This window comes from Bacillus arachidis, assembly GCF_030285945.1.
GTDB classification, from domain to species: domain Bacteria; phylum Bacillota; class Bacilli; order Bacillales; family Bacillaceae_G; genus Bacillus_A; species Bacillus_A arachidis.
In genome coordinates this window covers 3,121,207-3,136,885 of record NZ_CP127376.1, presented here as the reverse complement: position 1 = coordinate 3,136,885, position 15,679 = coordinate 3,121,207, and the positions used below count along the sequence as shown (strand labels likewise).

General features: G+C 35.9%; 15 protein-coding genes. 10 read left to right on the top strand and 5 right to left on the bottom strand.

Features of this window, described 5'->3' with window-relative positions; genetic code table 11:
* The first annotated feature begins 31 nt into the window (after positions 1 to 31).
* Positions 32 to 451: an acyl-CoA thioesterase gene (locus QRY57_RS17680; RefSeq protein WP_026591633.1), complete on the top strand. Its 420-nt coding sequence runs from the start codon at positions 32 to 34 to the stop codon at positions 449 to 451.
* Between the two features lie 30 nt (positions 452 to 481).
* Here QRY57_RS17680 and QRY57_RS17675 read toward each other — a convergent pair whose 3' ends face one another.
* Positions 482 to 772, bottom strand: a complete 291-nt coding sequence (locus QRY57_RS17675; protein ID WP_026591632.1) for a HesB/YadR/YfhF family protein — start codon at positions 770 to 772, stop codon at positions 482 to 484.
* Positions 773 to 880: 108 nt separating this feature from the next.
* Positions 881 to 1,474 carry a glycerol-3-phosphate 1-O-acyltransferase PlsY gene (gene plsY / locus QRY57_RS17670; RefSeq protein WP_286015743.1) on the bottom strand — a complete coding sequence of 198 codons (594 nt, stop codon included), beginning with the start codon at positions 1,472 to 1,474 and terminating at the stop codon, positions 881 to 883.
* 226 nt (positions 1,475 to 1,700) lie between these two features.
* Between plsY and QRY57_RS17665 the strand changes: the two genes are divergently transcribed.
* From QRY57_RS17665 to QRY57_RS17630, 8 genes are all read left to right on the top strand, one after another.
* A complete protein-coding gene (locus QRY57_RS17665) occupies positions 1,701 to 3,557 on the top strand; it encodes an anaerobic ribonucleoside triphosphate reductase (RefSeq protein WP_286015742.1) in 1,857 nt (618 codons plus the stop codon).
* Positions 3,554 to 4,006: an anaerobic ribonucleoside-triphosphate reductase activating protein gene (gene nrdG / locus QRY57_RS17660; RefSeq protein WP_026591629.1), complete on the top strand. Its 453-nt coding sequence runs from the start codon at positions 3,554 to 3,556 to the stop codon at positions 4,004 to 4,006. Before QRY57_RS17665 ends, nrdG begins: the two co-directional genes overlap by 4 nt.
* A gap of 18 nt (positions 4,007 to 4,024) precedes the next feature.
* Positions 4,025 to 4,702: a response regulator transcription factor gene (locus QRY57_RS17655; protein ID WP_026591628.1), complete on the top strand. Its 678-nt coding sequence runs from the start codon at positions 4,025 to 4,027 to the stop codon at positions 4,700 to 4,702.
* Positions 4,703 to 5,017: 315 nt separating this feature from the next.
* Positions 5,018 to 6,250, top strand: coding sequence for a S1C family serine protease (locus QRY57_RS17650; RefSeq protein ID WP_026591627.1), 1,233 nt, complete (start codon positions 5,018 to 5,020; stop codon positions 6,248 to 6,250).
* Between the two features lie 71 nt (positions 6,251 to 6,321).
* Positions 6,322 to 6,735: a CoA-binding protein gene (locus tag QRY57_RS17645; RefSeq protein ID WP_286015741.1), complete on the top strand. Its 414-nt coding sequence runs from the start codon at positions 6,322 to 6,324 to the stop codon at positions 6,733 to 6,735.
* A 375-nt stretch (positions 6,736 to 7,110) separates the two neighbouring features.
* A complete protein-coding gene (gene parE, locus QRY57_RS17640) occupies positions 7,111 to 9,075 on the top strand; it encodes a DNA topoisomerase IV subunit B (RefSeq protein ID WP_026591625.1) in 1,965 nt (654 codons plus the stop codon).
* A gap of 1 nt (position 9,076) precedes the next feature.
* Positions 9,077 to 11,500, top strand: coding sequence for a DNA topoisomerase IV subunit A (gene parC / locus QRY57_RS17635; protein WP_286015740.1), 2,424 nt, complete (start codon positions 9,077 to 9,079; stop codon positions 11,498 to 11,500).
* 432 nt (positions 11,501 to 11,932) lie between these two features.
* Complete coding sequence (locus QRY57_RS17630) at positions 11,933 to 12,583, top strand: hypothetical protein (RefSeq protein WP_090691768.1); 651 nt, start codon at positions 11,933 to 11,935, stop codon at positions 12,581 to 12,583.
* A gap of 41 nt (positions 12,584 to 12,624) precedes the next feature.
* On the opposite strand, the gene QRY57_RS17625 is transcribed toward QRY57_RS17630, so the two are convergent.
* The 3 genes from QRY57_RS17625 to QRY57_RS17615 all read right to left on the bottom strand — a co-directional run bounded on the left by QRY57_RS17625 (position 12,625) and on the right by QRY57_RS17615 (position 14,057).
* Entirely contained in the window at positions 12,625 to 12,975 is a 351-nt protein-coding gene (locus QRY57_RS17625) for a hypothetical protein (protein WP_026591622.1), read from the bottom strand.
* Between the two features lie 222 nt (positions 12,976 to 13,197).
* Positions 13,198 to 13,623 (bottom strand): thioredoxin family protein, encoded by a 426-nt coding sequence (locus QRY57_RS17620; protein ID WP_090691774.1) that lies wholly within the window; start codon positions 13,621 to 13,623, stop codon positions 13,198 to 13,200.
* Positions 13,620 to 14,057, bottom strand: a complete 438-nt coding sequence (locus QRY57_RS17615; RefSeq protein ID WP_098303131.1) for a disulfide oxidoreductase — start codon at positions 14,055 to 14,057, stop codon at positions 13,620 to 13,622. Before QRY57_RS17615 ends, QRY57_RS17620 begins: the two co-directional genes overlap by 4 nt.
* A 515-nt stretch (positions 14,058 to 14,572) precedes the next feature.
* Here QRY57_RS17615 and QRY57_RS17610 point away from each other — a divergent pair.
* Positions 14,573 to 15,601 carry an oxidoreductase gene (locus QRY57_RS17610; RefSeq protein WP_286015739.1) on the top strand — a complete coding sequence of 343 codons (1,029 nt, stop codon included), beginning with the start codon at positions 14,573 to 14,575 and terminating at the stop codon, positions 15,599 to 15,601.
* Positions 15,602 to 15,679: the final 78 nt, after the last annotated feature.

Genomic DNA, 15,679 nt, shown 5'->3' with positions numbered 1-15,679 from the left:
GAGGAAACAGAAGTGAGAAGGAGATTATGATATGTTTGTAGCAGAACACGAAATTGAAATCCGCTATGCGGAAACAGATCAAATGGGTGTGGTTTACCATTCAAACTATTTAGTATGGCTAGAATTAGGGCGTACAAAATTGATACAGGAATTAGGGTTTTCATATATTGAAATGGAGAAAGAAGGAGTTATTTCTCCAGTGTTAGATTTACAAATTTCATATCGGAAAGCAATGCGTTATGGAGAAAGAGCAATTGTGAAAACATGGATTGATTCAGTTAGTCCACTTCGTGTTACATATGGATATGAAATTTATAATGGTGATGGAGACCTTTGTATTACCGCTACAACAACAAATATTTGTGCGAAAAAAGATGGTTTTCGTCCCGTATCCTTTAAGAAATTATATCCTGAGTGGTATGCGAAGTATGAAGAGATTAAGAAAAAATAAAAAAGCGCGTGGATTTCGCCACGCGCTTTTTTATTTTTCATAATTAAATTGTGGAAAGTCATCCCCAGCATTAAAGGTAACGGCTAGGTCGTGTCCATCAAAGAACCATTCATCATCACCTTCAACAAAGAAAGTAATACCCTCTTCTTGAATTTGAACAGCAGGATGCGCAGGGTCATCTTTACGGATTCCTAAAGAAAGCCCTTTTTGAACAGTACTACAACCACCATATTGTACGAAAAAGCGAATTGTATCGCCAGATTGTAAGTTTAATTCATCTTTATACCAATTTACTGCTTCATTTGTTACAGAAAGGTTCATGTATAGTTCCTCCAAGTTATGTTGCTTTTTCTCTAGTATAAAAAATAACGCAAAAAGACGCTATTAATATGCTTTGCGTTTTCTTTTTGCGTTATGTGGGTTGCAACCTTACTTTTGTTTCTTTGTTAAATTTGCTTTCGGTTCAGTTTTATTTATAATTCGTCCAATATTTGCACGGTGTCTATAAATAACCATACCAGCTAATAAACACATTGCAACAATAAAGATTTTATCCCCAGTAACAATTGATGCGATAACAGCAACAATAGCTGTTACCATAGAAGAAAGTGATACGTATCTCGTTGTAAATAGAAGGGTGAAAAAGATAACGGCTAATATCGCAAAGATGACTGGCGCATAACATAAGAGTACGCCAGCAGAAGTTGCAACTGCTTTTCCTCCGCGGAATTTTGCAAAGATTGGGTATACATGTCCAAGAACTGCAGCCAATCCAAACCAAAGGGGATGGATATCTAAGGCGAAAATTAACGGCAGAGCTGTCGCTAACGTTCCCTTTAAAATATCAGCAATTGTAACGATAAAGCCTGCTTTTTTCCCTAGTGTCCGAAATGTATTCGTTCCTCCTAAATTACCGCTACCATGCTCGCGAATATCGATTCCGTAACCAATTTTTCCAACAACAAGTGCAAATGGAATCGAGCCAAGTAAATACGCAACGATAAATAAAAGATATATAAGCATAAGTTCAGTCTCCTTTATTCAAATGTGTTGATAAAGGGTAAAAAGAGTTTTTCCCGTATATTGTACCATACATTTGTAAAGAGCACATTTCTTTTTTGTAAATGAAAAATTCAAAGTTTCTTAAAAAAACTTTCACAGGAATGTTACATTTCTCACAGATTGATCAAGACTATATGTTGTATCATTTTGTTAGTGAATGAACAAGATGTAGTTGGAGGTTTTAGAAATGATGAAACAAAGTGAGCGTGGAGAAGAATTAGTGAAGATGTTTGAAACAATTGTCCACGGGAATGAACAGGATTTAATGCAAGAAAATGCAAATGTTGATGGACGATCCCCTATGGGAATGATGGGAACATTTGCATCTGAGAGTGCAAAATATTATGCAGTGGAACATTTGCTTTCTGAACAAGTAAAAAAAGCAATCAATCAAAATATATTATATCCACATGATATGGATTTTTATGCGACAGGTACGACAACGTGTTCGCAAATTCCTTTAGCACAACTGCTTGAAAACGGATTTCATACAGGGCATGGACATATGAGGCAACCACAAGATATTAAAAGTGCGTTGGCACTTTCTTCGATTATTCTTCAAGCCAATCAAAACATGCAGCATGGTGGTCAATCCTTTGCCATGTTTGATATGGATTTAGCACCATATGTGAGAAAAACATTTGAAAGAAATAAGAAAAGATTAGGGGCGTATCCGTTAACAAAAGAGCAAGTAGAAGAGTTTGCGTGGAAAGAAACAGAGAATGATACGTATCAAGCGTGTGAAGCTTTTATTCATAATTCAAATAGCATGCATAGCCGGGGCGGTGGGCAAGTTCCGTTTATTTCAATTAACTATGGAACAGATATATCAAAAGAAGGGCGGTTGTTAGTTAGACAATTATTACGGGCGACAAAAGCTGGCTTAGGAAAAGGTGAAACACCTATTTTCCCTATTCAAATTTTTAAACTAAAAAAAGGTGTCAATTTTGAAGAGAATGATCCGAACTATGATTTATTTGAATTGGCATTAGAAACGACAGCAGAACGCTTATTCCCGAACTTTTCATTTTTAGATGCACCATTTAATGCAGTGCATTATGATGGTCGTCCAGAAAGTGAAGTATGTTATATGGGGTGTCGAACTCGTGTTATGTCTAATATTCATGGAGAAGAGACTGCGATTGGTAGAGGGAATTTATCTTTTACATCTATTAATTTGGTGAAATTAGCATTAATTAGCGGTTCACAAGAAGCGTTTTTTGAAGCTTTAAATTATTATATAGATCTTGGTATTCATCAACTACTCGAACGGTTTGCTTATCAATGTACGAAGAAGGCAAGAGATTTTCACTTTTTATATTCACAAGGAATATGGAGAGGCGGAGAAAAGCTACACCCTGAAGATTCTGTTGCTGAAATTTTAAAACAAGGAACGTTAAGTATTGGTTTTATCGGTCTTGCAGAATGTTTAGTTGCTTTAACAGGAAAACATCATGGGGAAGATACAGAATCATGGAATCTTGGAAATGAAATTGTGGTATTAATGAGACAGAAGATGGATCAAGCCACGAAAGAACATCAGTTGAATTTCTCCTTAATTGCAACACCTGCAGAAGGGTTATCAGGAAAGTTTGTTAAAAAAGATCGAGAGGAATTTGGAACCATTAGTGGTGTGACAAATCATAATTATTATACAAATTCATTCCATATTCCGGTTTATTATAACATTCAAGCAATTGATAAAATACGTTTAGAAGGACCGTTTCACACACTTTGTAATGGTGGACATATCACGTATATTGAATTAGATGGAGCAGCGGTTCATAACCAAAAGGCATTGAAACAAATCGTACAGGCGATGGCAGAGTATGGGGTCGGATATGGATCCATAAATCACCCTGTGGATCGTTGTAAATGCTGTGGCTATCATGGTGTCATCAAAAATGAATGTCCAAGTTGTGGAACCGAGGATGAGAATGAAATAGAAAGAATTCGCCGTATAACAGGATATCTTGTAGGAGATATGTCCAAATGGAATAGTGCAAAGCGCAGTGAAGAAGCAGATCGGGTGAAACATAAATGAGAGTAATGAATATTATTCATGATAGTGTAGTAGATGGAGAAGGATTGCGGACAGTCATATTTTTTGCGGGCTGTCCGCATCGTTGTTTAGGATGTCATAATCCTAAGTCATGGAATATTTGTAATGGTACTGAAATGACCGTAGAAGAAATTGTAAAAGAGATTGCCAAAAATGTGCTTACTGATGTAACATTTTCAGGTGGAGATCCATTTTTTCAAGCTGCTGAAGTGAAGAAGGTAGCAAAAGCGGTGAAGGCTTTGAAAAAAAACTTATGGATTTACACAGGTTATACATTAGAAGAGATACAGAGTTCTCAAAATAATGATATGATAGAGTTGTTACATTATGGGGATGTTCTTGTCGATGGAAGGTTTGAAATTGAAAAGAGAGACTTGACACTTCCATTTCGCGGAAGCTCCAATCAACGTATTATTCGATTGAAAGAGTGAAAAGGCGGGATAGGTTAGATGAACAAAACGGTATTGCTTGTTGAAGATGAAAGAAGATTACGAGAAATTGTTAGTGATTATTTTCGCAATGAAGGTTTTGAAGTAATAGAAGCTGAAGACGGAAAACAAGCGTTAGAATTATTTGCGGAACATACAATTGATTTAATTATGCTAGATATCATGTTGCCAGAGATAGATGGCTGGTCTGTGTGTCGTCGTATTCGAAAAGAGTCGGCGGTCCCAATTATTATGCTTACAGCACGTTCTGACGAAGATGACACATTGTTAGGTTTTGAACTTGGGGCTGATGAATATGTAACAAAGCCTTTTAGCCCCAAAGTACTAGTAGCTAGGGCGAAAACTTTATTAAAGCGTGCTGATGGGGCAGTAGGGATTGCCGAAGAGAATACACTCTCTATGGCTGGAATCGATGTGAATCGTCTTTCACGTACGGTATCGGTAAATGGAGAAGAAATTATATTAACGCATAAAGAATTCGAACTTCTTGTGTATTTAATGGAGAACAAAGGAATCGTATTATCACGCCAGCATTTATTAGATCAACTTTGGGGATATGATTATTATGGTGATGATCGTACTGTAGATACACATATAAAAAAATTACGTAATAAGTTAGGTGACAAAGCAAAACATATCGGGACTGTCATTCGAGTGGGATATAAGTTTGAGGAATAACTCTTAAATATTATGTAATTCAACTTAGAGATATTTATAAATATAAATGGAAAAACGGTAGAAAAGCATTCTTTTTGAGGGAAGTTTCCTTTTGGCTCTTCGTAATAGCAACTTATATGTTGAAAAAATATATAGGTTGGGAATATAGCACATTTACACCTTTTTTTGTAAGTGAAAATGTACAAATTATAGTTTTTTTGTCTACAATATTGAATAAGGGTATTATTTTAATTGGATTTCACGATGAGTTCACAAGAAGGACACAAAATGTGACTATACTGAAACTATGAATTCAGCAGAGAGGGGATATCAATTATGGGATATTATGACGGATCAAATATGAATGAAGAGCATAGTGAAACGAGAGAAAGCAAAAAATCAGGTAGTAAAAAAGGATACTTTTTTACAGGTTTAGTTGGAGCAGTTATCGGAGCTGTATCCATTAGTTTCGTAGCACCATATATGCCATGGACAAATGGGAACGGAACGGTTTTAACTTCTAATTCAAAAGTAGAGGGAACTGTGGTTCCTGTTGTAAATAAAGCAAAAAATGAAACAGATTTACCGGGTATGATTGAAGGAGCTAAAGAGGTTGTTGTAGGTGTAATTAACATGCAACAAAATATTGATCCATTTGCAATGCAGCCAGCAGAGCAAGAAGAAACGAAAGCTGGATCAGGATCGGGTGTAATTTACAAAAAAGCAGGGAATAAGGCTTTGATTGTAACGAATAATCACGTAGTAGAGGGAGCAAACAAGCTTGCAGTAAAACTAAGTAATGGTAAAACAGTGGAGGCAAAACTAGTTGGTAAAGACCCTTGGTTAGACTTAGCTGTTGTAGAGATTGATGGATCTAATGTTAATAAAGTGGCAACGCTAGGCGATTCAAGTAAAATTCGCGCTGGTGAATCAGCAATTGCAATTGGGAATCCACTAGGTTTTGATGGTAGTGTGACAGAAGGGATTATTAGTAGTAAAGAGCGTGAAATTCCAGTTGATATTAATGGTGACAAACGTGTGGATTGGGAAGCGCAAGTTATTCAAACGGACGCAGCAATTAACCCTGGGAACAGCGGAGGCGCTCTATTTAATCAAAATGGTGAAGTCATCGGAATCAACTCTAGTAAGATTGCACAGCAAGAAGTAGAGGGAATTGGTTTTGCAATTCCAATCAATATAGCAAAACCAGTGATTGACTCTCTTGAAAAAGATGGTACAGTAAAACGTCCAGCAATGGGAGTTACAGTTGCATCACTAGAAGAGATACAACCATATGCACTAGGTCAATTAAAGTTGCCAAAAGATGTAACAAGTGGTGTTCTCTTAAGTAAAGTTTATTCAGTTTCACCAGCTGAAAAAGCGGGACTACAGCAATATGATATTGTTGTAGCACTAGATGGACAAAAGGTTGAAAATACGCTTCAATTCCGTAAGTATTTATATGAGAAGAAAAAAGTTGGCGATAAAGTTGAAGTTACATTCTACCGAAATGGTGAAAAAATGACGAAAACAGTTACTCTTGCGGATAACTCTGCTGCTACCAATTAATAAAGAAGTCTCTTTCGTATTGAAAGAGGCTTTCTTTATCGGCTATACTAAAAGAATAGGAGGGATTTAGTATGGTAATTGAAAACCCAACTCGTACGGGAATTGGTGAAATATTGAAAAATAGTAAAACAATTGCGGTTGTTGGATTATCCGATAAACCAGAACGTACATCATACATGGTTTCAAAAGCAATGCAGGATGCAGGGTATCGTATTATTCCAGTAAACCCGTCCGTAGATGAAGTACTAGGAGAAAAAGCTGTTCCGTCATTAAAAGATATTAAGGAACATGTTGATATTGTAAATGTATTCCGCCGTTCTGAATTTTTAATGGATGTTGCAAAAGAATTTGTCGAGATTGACGCGGATGTTTTTTGGGCACAATTAGGAGTACAAGATGAAGATACATATAGGTTTTTAAAGGAAAAGGGCTATACTGTTATTATGGATCGTTGTATTAAAGTAGAACATGCGATGACGAAGTAGTCTAGATATTGAAAATGAAAGGTCAATTCAGCTCAGGATAACATTTGAAAACTGGGCAGATGAACGAGGTGTTCATCATGAGATTTTTTAAAGGCTGTTTTTGGGGATTGCTACTGGTTATCCCATTTTGGATAATTGTCATTTGGTTAATTATCAAATGGTGGAGTATGTAATTTGGAATACATATCCATTTCTCGTTGACAAACGATTATTTTTCTGAAATAGTAGCCTAGAGGAATCCTTGTGAAAAAACAAGGATTTTTCTATTGAAAATGGTATATAAAAGACATAACATAACTTGCCAAAAGTATGGTTAAGGCGTTATTCTATAATAGAAACATATGTTCTGATTTGATTAGGAAAGGGGCAAGGAGTTTGGCAAAGCATCAATTTCAATATAACGAAGATGCCATTCAAGTGCTTGAAGGTCTTGAAGCCGTGCGAAAACGCCCGGGTATGTATATCGGGAGTACAGATAGCCGTGGATTGCATCATTTAGTATACGAAATAGTAGATAACTCCGTTGATGAAGCATTAGCGGGATTTGGTGACGAAATTTCTGTCATAATACATAAAGATAATAGTATTAGTGTTATTGATAAAGGGCGTGGAATGCCTACGGGAATGCATAAGCTTGGAAAACCTACACCTGAAGTTATTTTAACTGTACTTCATGCAGGTGGTAAGTTTGGACAAGGAGGTTATAAAACGAGTGGTGGTTTACACGGTGTTGGTGCATCGGTTGTAAATGCTTTATCAGAATGGCTCGTTGTAACTATTAAACGTGATGGGAATATATACGAACAACGTTTTGAAAATGGTGGTGTTCCTGCAACAACACTAGAGAAAATCGGAAAAACGAAACAATCTGGAACAACGATGCATTTTAAACCAGATCCATCTATTTTCAGTACAACAAATTATAACTACGAAACGTTATGTGAGAGATTGCGTGAATCTGCATTTCTGTTAAAAGGCATGAAAATCACTTTAAAAGATGAACGAAATGATTTAGAAGATGTTTTTCATTATGAAACAGGAATTGAAGCTTTTGTTGCTTATTTAAACGAAGAAAAGGACTCAATCCATCCGGTTGTATACTTCGCTGGTGAACAAAATGGGATTGAAGCAGAACTTGCATTTCAATTTAACGATGGCTATTCAGAAAATATTCTTTCATTCGTAAACAATGTACGTACGAAAGATGGCGGGACACATGAAGCGGGATTTAAAACAGCGATGACACGTGTTTTTAATGAATACGCTCGTAAAGTCTCAATGTTAAAAGAGAAAGATAAAAATTTAGAAGGTACAGATATTCGCGAAGGGTTAGCGGCAATTGTTTCTGTACGTGTACCGGAGGATTTACTACAATTTGAAGGTCAAACAAAGGGGAAGCTTGGAACAAGTGAAGCCCGTTCATCTATAGATGCGATTGTGTCCGAACACTTAGCATACTTTTTAGAAGAAAATCCAGACGTAGCAACACTTCTTGTGAAAAAAGCAATTAAAGCAGCACAAGCCCGTGAAGCAGCACGAAAAGCAAGAGAAGAAGCAAGGACTGGTAAGAAGAAAAAGCGTTCAGAAGGAACATTGAGCGGGAAGTTAACACCTGCGCAATCACGAAATCCGCAGAAGAACGAACTATATTTAGTAGAGGGTGACTCTGCCGGTGGTTCTGCAAAGCAAGGACGTGATCGCCGTTTCCAAGCAGTTCTACCACTACGAGGTAAAGTAATTAACACGGAAAAAGCAAAGCTTGCTGATATTTTCAAGAATGAAGAGATTAATACCATCATTTATGCAATTGGCGGTGGTGTTGGAAACGAATTTTCTGTCGAGGATATTAACTATGATAAAGTTGTAATTATGACTGATGCCGATACAGACGGTGCCCATATTCAAGTGTTATTACTTACATTCTTCTACCGTTATATGAAGCCGTTAATTGAGGCAGGTAAAGTATTTATTGCTCTTCCACCTTTATATAAAGTAAGTAAAGGAAAAGGAAAAAGTGAAGTAATTGAATATGCATGGTCGGATGAAGAGTTAGATGGTGTGACGAAAAAAGTTGGTAAGGGATATATGTTGCAGCGCTATAAAGGTCTAGGTGAAATGAACGCGGATCAGTTATGGGAAACGACAATGAATCCAGAAACGCGGACATTAATTCGCGTGAAAATTGATGATGCGGCAAGAGCGGAACGACGCGTGACCACATTAATGGGTGATAAAGTAGAACCACGTCGTAAATGGATTGAACGCAATGTACAATTTGGTATGCAAGAAGAAGGAAATATTTTGGAAAATGAAATGATTATGGAGACGGAGGTGGAATAACATGCAAGCAGAGAAGTTTCATGACCTCCCGCTTGAAGACGTGTTAGGTGATCGTTTTGCACGTTACAGTAAATATATTATTCAAGACCGCGCGCTACCAGATGCGCGTGACGGTTTAAAGCCGGTACAACGTCGTATTTTATATTCCATGTATGTAGAAGGAAACGTACATGATAAGGCGTTTCGTAAATCGGCCAAAACAGTTGGTAATGTTATTGGTAATTACCATCCACATGGTGATTCCTCTGTATATGAGGCGATGGTTCGTCTAAGTCAAGATTGGAAAGTACGTAACGTCTTAGTTGAAATGCATGGGAATAATGGTAGTGTGGATGGTGACCCAGCGGCAGCGATGCGTTATACAGAAGCGCGGTTATCGCCGATTGCCTCTGAATTGCTTCGTGATATTGATAAAGAAACAGTAGAATTTGTAGCGAACTTTGATGATACAAGTGAAGAGCCAGTCGTACTGCCAGCGATGTTCCCAAACCTATTAGTAAATGGCTCAACAGGAATTTCTGCTGGTTACGCAACCGAGATTCCGCCGCATCATCTTGGTGAAGTAATCGATGCTACAATGATGCGTATTGACAAGCCAAATAGTTCCGTTGATGACTTATTAACAGTAATTAAAGGACCTGACTTTCCAACAGGTGGTATTATTCAAGGGATTGATGGAATTAAAAAAGCGTATGAAACAGGAAAAGGAAAAATCATCATTCGCGGAAAAGCAGAAGTTGAAACCATCCGTGGTGGTAAACAACAAATTGTTATTACAGAAATTCCATATGAAGTAAATAAGGCAAATCTAGTAAAGAAAATGGATGAATTACGTCTAGATAAAAAACTAGATGGAATTGCTGAAGTACGTGATGAGACGGATCGTACGGGTCTTCGTATTGTTGTAGAATTGAAAAAAGAAGCAAATGCAGAAGGTATTTTAAATTATTTATATAAAAATACGGATTTACAGGTGCCATATAACTTTAATATGGTAGCTATTAATAACCGTCGTCCGACGCTTATGACATTACCGAAAATTCTAGATGCGTATATTGGGCATCAAAAAGAGGTTGTTACACGTCGTTCAGAATATGAACTTAGAAAAGCAGAAAACCGCCAGCATATAGTGGCAGGCTTAATGAAAGCATTATCGATTTTAGATGAGGTAATTGAAACAATTCGAGCATCTAAAGATAAACGTAATGCAAAAGATAATTTAAGTGCAAAATTTGGATTTACAGAAGTACAAGCGGAAGCAATTGTATCACTGCAATTGTATCGTTTAACAAATACAGATATTACAGCACTAGAAAAAGAAGCGGAAGAACTAGAAAAGAAAATTACAGAATTACAAGCGATTTTACAAAGTGAGAAAAGGCTTCTTCAAGTAATAAAAACAGATTTGAAGAGAGTAAAGAAAACGTATAGTGATAATCGCCGTGCCGTTATTGAAGAGGAAATTGAAGAAATAAAAATCGATGTGGAAGTTATGATTCCACAAGAAGATGTCATCGTTACTGTAACGAAAGAAGGGTATGTGAAGCGAACGGGTTGGCGCTCACATAACGCATCGAACGGAAAAGACTTCGGTATGAAAGAGGGCGACATCTTACTTGAGCGTTTCGATACAAACACAACAGAAACGGTTCTTTTATTCACGAATAAAGGAAACTATATTTATCTTCCAGTGTACGAAATGCCAGATATTCGTTGGAAAGATTTAGGTCAGCACGTTGCGAATATTGTTTCGCTCGATAGGGATGAAACATTAATTTGGGCGACTGTTGTACCGAATTTCGAGGAAGAGAAGCGATTTATCGTATTTGTAACGCGAAATGGTATGATCAAAAAAACGGAACTAAATCAGTACAAGGTTCAGCGCTATTCAAGAGCGTTTGTTGCTGTGAACTTGAAAAAAGATGATGAAGTTGTAGATATATTCACAACAGATGGAACAAGTGATATTGTTCTTGCAACACATGGTGCATATGCACTTATTTTTGGTGAAGAAGAAGTAAGTCCAGTTGGTGTAAGGGCGGCTGGTGTAAAAGCGATTAATTTAAAGGAAGATGACTACGTTGCTTCTGGTAAACCGTTAGATGGTGAAAAAGATCAACTTATTCTCATAACGCAGCGCGGTGCAGTAAAACGATTAAAAGCATCTGAAATTGAAAAATCAACAAGGGCAAAGCGAGGTCTTGTTATCTTTAAAGAGTTAAAACGTAATCCGTACCGTATTGTTGGTATTGAAATTGTTCGTGATGATGAACTTGTTTATATGAAAACAGAAAAACAGATTGTAGAAGAAATAGATCCAAAAGTATTTCGTAATAAAGACCGGTATAGCAACGGTAGTTTAGTGTTAGATGTTAGTGAGACTGGTGAAGTGGTTGAGACGTGGACGAAGAAACGGATAGAATGAATAAGCGATAGTAAATATTCCAATTAAATATACTCATTTTATTAGTGAAAACCATGTTCTATATTATATAGAGCATGGTTTTTTTGAAATATTGGAAGCTTTAATTCTAATACATTTTAGGATTTATCCCGTATTAACGACAGTATCACTCTCAAGTCAAATTTCAGTGAAAAGCAAAGAAGTGGGAGATGAATGCCCAATTGGTTCAACTAACCATAAGTAGGGGGAAGAAACCTGCCACTCATGGAAGTTTTACTTTATAAAATTCCTGTTGTACAAAATAAGTATCTTTACATAAATTTTCTCAATATAGAATTACATAAATTCTTGAATTGAATATTTAAAAATTCAAACTATTAATTTACAATAACTTAAGAACTATGGAACAGTAACAAATGTATGAACTATATTCTGTAATAAAGGAGTCCATAAATGAAAAAAGTATATTCCTTTTTAATGACTGTATCTACATGTATATTTATATCGGCTTGTTCCAATCAAACAAATTCTGAAAAAGAGGTAGAACCTGATACTAAAAAAGCGCCAATAGCTGAAACTAATGTAAAAACTAAGCCTTATACAGAGCCATTAACACACGTAGGACAAGAGGCAAAGCATCCACTTGGAACAGTGACTCTAAAGCAATTAAGTGAGCCTAATACAATGATAGAAGCAGGGCCTCTTCATATTCAAGTAGAAAGAATTAAGGTGATCCAGAGTACAGAAGTAAGTGAAATTGGGAAATACAACTTAAAAGAACGAGGACTAAGTACAGAGCAAATGAATGCAATACAATTTACAACCACTTTAGAAAATACTTCAGATCAAGTGCTTGATTTGGAACAAGGTCCTTTTAAAACACTTGTTTTAAGTAATGGTGAGGAAGTAGATGTATATAAAATGAATGCGGACCCAAAAAGTCGAAGCTTAAATGCGAAGGAGAAAATGAAGTTAACACTAATTTGTTTCTTACCTCAAGCTCCAAATGATGTTAAATCCGTAAAAGTAATTACTGATGTGATACGAGAGCAGCAAACAAAAAATGAGGTGAGTGGAGTAACCACTACTGATATTACTATGTAAAAAGAAAACAGCCTGATGAGGCTGTTTTCTTTTATTTCCAATTAAAAAGCGCAGTATCCAACAACTGGTTTAGAAGAACCAGTTTTAATGAAATAGTCAGGAGCAAAGCCTTGATCTAACTCGCCACCATAGCCATTATCATCTACAAAATCCCAAACCTTACTTCCCATATAAGATTCGCCATTCACATAGCAAAACAACCAAAGATTAGTGCCATCTGGAATGTTTGATTCAGTTCTTGTACCATTTATTGTCGGAGTCGTACGAAGATCTAGCCCAGAACCTGTTTTTTGTACCGGATAAAAAGCAGCTTCCGTTACCGATTGACTTGCAAATAAAACTGAACCAGCTACTGCTACTGAAGCAATTGATAATGCAACTTTTTTAAACATACGTGTTACCTCCTAATAAATTATATTTTATTGCAGATGGGGAATCCCCCGCATACCTATCAAGTATCATCTTTTATTTAAGATTGATAAGCATGAGGGAGAGCCCCTTTCTCCCTATAAATGAATAGAATGTATGTTTAAAAATAAAGCTAATGTTTGTTTCTTTATCAATACTCTAGTTACTAGTTTGAAAAAATAGTGTTTTTGGTAAAACAAAAATTCTTATTTGTTGTTTTCAAACCATGTTTGAAACGTTTGTAAAGGTTGTTCTCCTAATATACGATTCATTTCCTTTCCATCTTTGTAAGAAATAATTGTAGGTGTTCCTTTTATCTGAAACATAGTCCAACCTTGTTTATACTCTTCTAGATTCAAAACTTGCATATCGATATTCATATTTTTTGCCATAGGAACTACAATTGGTGAAATCTTTTGGCAATGCGGACAGGTCGTTTTGTAAAAATAAACTACTTTTGTTTTGTGATTTGATAGATCTTGTTGCAATTGTTCGGGGGTAATTTGATTTTTATAATAATCTACCTTTTCAGTACTTGTGGTTTTTTCACTTTTTGTTCCTTTATTGGTTAGAATAAAAATAAGTGTAAATATTGATAAAATAGTAATCATGAAAAAAAGCATTTTTTTCATATACTGTTTCTCTCCTTGCTTACTTTAATAAGAATAAAGCCACAAATAATAATGATAAGAAAGGCTATTAGAGCGAGAAATGGGATTGTAATAAATCCGAACCAATTTAAATAATCACCTGTGCAAGGTATTCTCCCACATGATGTTCCGTTTTCAGATAAAAATGGGATTTTTTGAAGGGAATAGTGATAAGCAGCTATACATGCACCAATGATAGCGAGAACCAAACTGTAAATCCCAATCCTATAATCTTTCCGTATAATAGCCGTCCCTAGTAAAAGAACTAGTGGATACATGAGAATACGTTGGTACCAGCATAATGTACAGGGCTCATATTTCATTATTTCAGATAGATATAAACTCCCGATGGTTGCAATAAAAGAAACACACCAGCTACTAAACAATATGTATTCTAGTTTTTTTGTATTGCTCATAACTTCAACCTTCCTTGTTTAAGAGATGAAAATCATGTAATAAAGGCTTTTAGAAAATAGAATATGAGTAATTGTAAAATGATTAGCTCAAGAGTTATTATAAATTATGTTTTTGTTTTGTATATTGAGAAAATTTTGTGTTTATAAAATCTTATAGAAGAATAAAGTAAATAAGATGAGATAAATGTAAAGAGTTAGTGCTTAGGGCGGACAATAGTTTTCTTAGCTTGATGGCAATGAGGACAATTTTCCTTATCTTCTATATTTTTCTCCCGCTATGCGTGGGCAGTAAGATCACCACTTCAAAACTCAGTAAAAGCAAAGGAATTAGGTGGGACTCAACTGCTTATAAAATCCGGATCGGTAAGAGCTAATAATCAGCGGGTTATGAATAAAACCCTACTGATTAAAGTTTTCCTTCATTTGTATCAATCTAAGAATGAGCAAATGGTTATGTAAATAAAATAAAACTTGATATAATAACTATGAAATCGTTCTCAAATATGGAGGAATATATGAAAAAAATAGGAGTAGGGATTGTTGGATTTGGATTTTCTAGTACTACATTTCACATCCCTTTATTACAAACGATTGATGAATATGATATTCGTGCGATTGTATCTTCAAAAGAAGATATAGTGAAACAAGCGTTACCGAATGTGCAGGTTGTTAGTAATATTGATGAATTAGTGACAAGAGATGACATTGACCTTGTTGTCATTACGTCACCAAATACAACGCATTTTCCATTTGTAAAAGAAGCTATTGTGCATGGTAAACATGTCGTTGTAGAAAAACCGTTTGTTGTTTCAGTTGAAGAAGCAGAAGAGCTTATTAGATTGGCGAAAGAGCATGATGTAGTTGTTAGTGTGTATCATAATCGCCGCTTTGATAATGATTTCTTAACAATAAAGAAATTGATTGAGGAAAAACAAATTGGGAATGTGTATACATATGAAGCACATTTTGATCGTTTCCGTCCTCATGTACGTGATCGCTGGCGTGAAAAGAATTTACCAGGTTCAGGGATTTTATATGATTTAGGATCGCATTTAATTGACCAAGCATTACATTTGTTTGGAAAACCAGATGCCATTAGTGCAGATGTAGTGAGACAACGGCCTGGAGCAGAAACGGATGATTACTTCCATATTGCACTTCATTATGGAAGCATGCGTGTCATTTTACACAGTAGTAGTTATGTGAAACATGCGGGACCTCATTTCAATGTTCATGGGGATAAAGGTTCGATTGTAAAATATGGTATGGATTCACAAGAAGACCAATTAAAAGCTGGTATGAAGCCAGGTGACAATGGATATGGAGAAGATAGTGAAAGTAATTTTACTGTTTTAGAAACAGAAGAGGAAGAAAAACGCATTCCAACAGAAGTGGGATGCTATGAAATGTATTATAAAGGAATTCGAGATAGTATAGTAAATGGTGTGCAACCTCCTGTAACAGCTGAAGACGGTTTACAAGTGATTCGATTAATCGAATATGCAATTGAAAGTAGTACAACAGGCAAGGTGATTTTACTATAAATAAAAAAGACACGAAATCGTGTCTTTTTTATTTATAGTATGATGTGAACCGAGTCTTTGAATTGTATGCCTAATTTT

Coding starts and splice junctions, on each gene's coding strand:
- QRY57_RS17620 (WP_090691774.1), bottom strand. CDS start 13,623: ATGAAAAAAATGCTTTTTTTCATGATTACTATTTTATCAATATTTACA.
- QRY57_RS17680 (WP_026591633.1), top strand. CDS start 32: ATGTTTGTAGCAGAACACGAAATTGAAATCCGCTATGCGGAAACAGAT.
- nrdG (WP_026591629.1), top strand. CDS start 3,554: ATGAGAGTAATGAATATTATTCATGATAGTGTAGTAGATGGAGAAGGA.
- QRY57_RS17630 (WP_090691768.1), top strand. CDS start 11,933: ATGAAAAAAGTATATTCCTTTTTAATGACTGTATCTACATGTATATTT.
- parC (WP_286015740.1), top strand. CDS start 9,077: ATGCAAGCAGAGAAGTTTCATGACCTCCCGCTTGAAGACGTGTTAGGT.
- QRY57_RS17615 (WP_098303131.1), bottom strand. CDS start 14,057: ATGAGCAATACAAAAAAACTAGAATACATATTGTTTAGTAGCTGGTGT.
- QRY57_RS17650 (WP_026591627.1), top strand. CDS start 5,018: ATGGGATATTATGACGGATCAAATATGAATGAAGAGCATAGTGAAACG.
- QRY57_RS17655 (WP_026591628.1), top strand. CDS start 4,025: ATGAACAAAACGGTATTGCTTGTTGAAGATGAAAGAAGATTACGAGAA.
- plsY (WP_286015743.1), bottom strand. CDS start 1,474: ATGCTTATATATCTTTTATTTATCGTTGCGTATTTACTTGGCTCGATT.
- QRY57_RS17625 (WP_026591622.1), bottom strand. CDS start 12,975: ATGTTTAAAAAAGTTGCATTATCAATTGCTTCAGTAGCAGTAGCTGGT.
- QRY57_RS17675 (WP_026591632.1), bottom strand. CDS start 772: ATGAACCTTTCTGTAACAAATGAAGCAGTAAATTGGTATAAAGATGAA.
- QRY57_RS17665 (WP_286015742.1), top strand. CDS start 1,701: ATGATGAAACAAAGTGAGCGTGGAGAAGAATTAGTGAAGATGTTTGAA.
- QRY57_RS17645 (WP_286015741.1), top strand. CDS start 6,322: ATGGTAATTGAAAACCCAACTCGTACGGGAATTGGTGAAATATTGAAA.
- QRY57_RS17610 (WP_286015739.1), top strand. CDS start 14,573: ATGAAAAAAATAGGAGTAGGGATTGTTGGATTTGGATTTTCTAGTACT.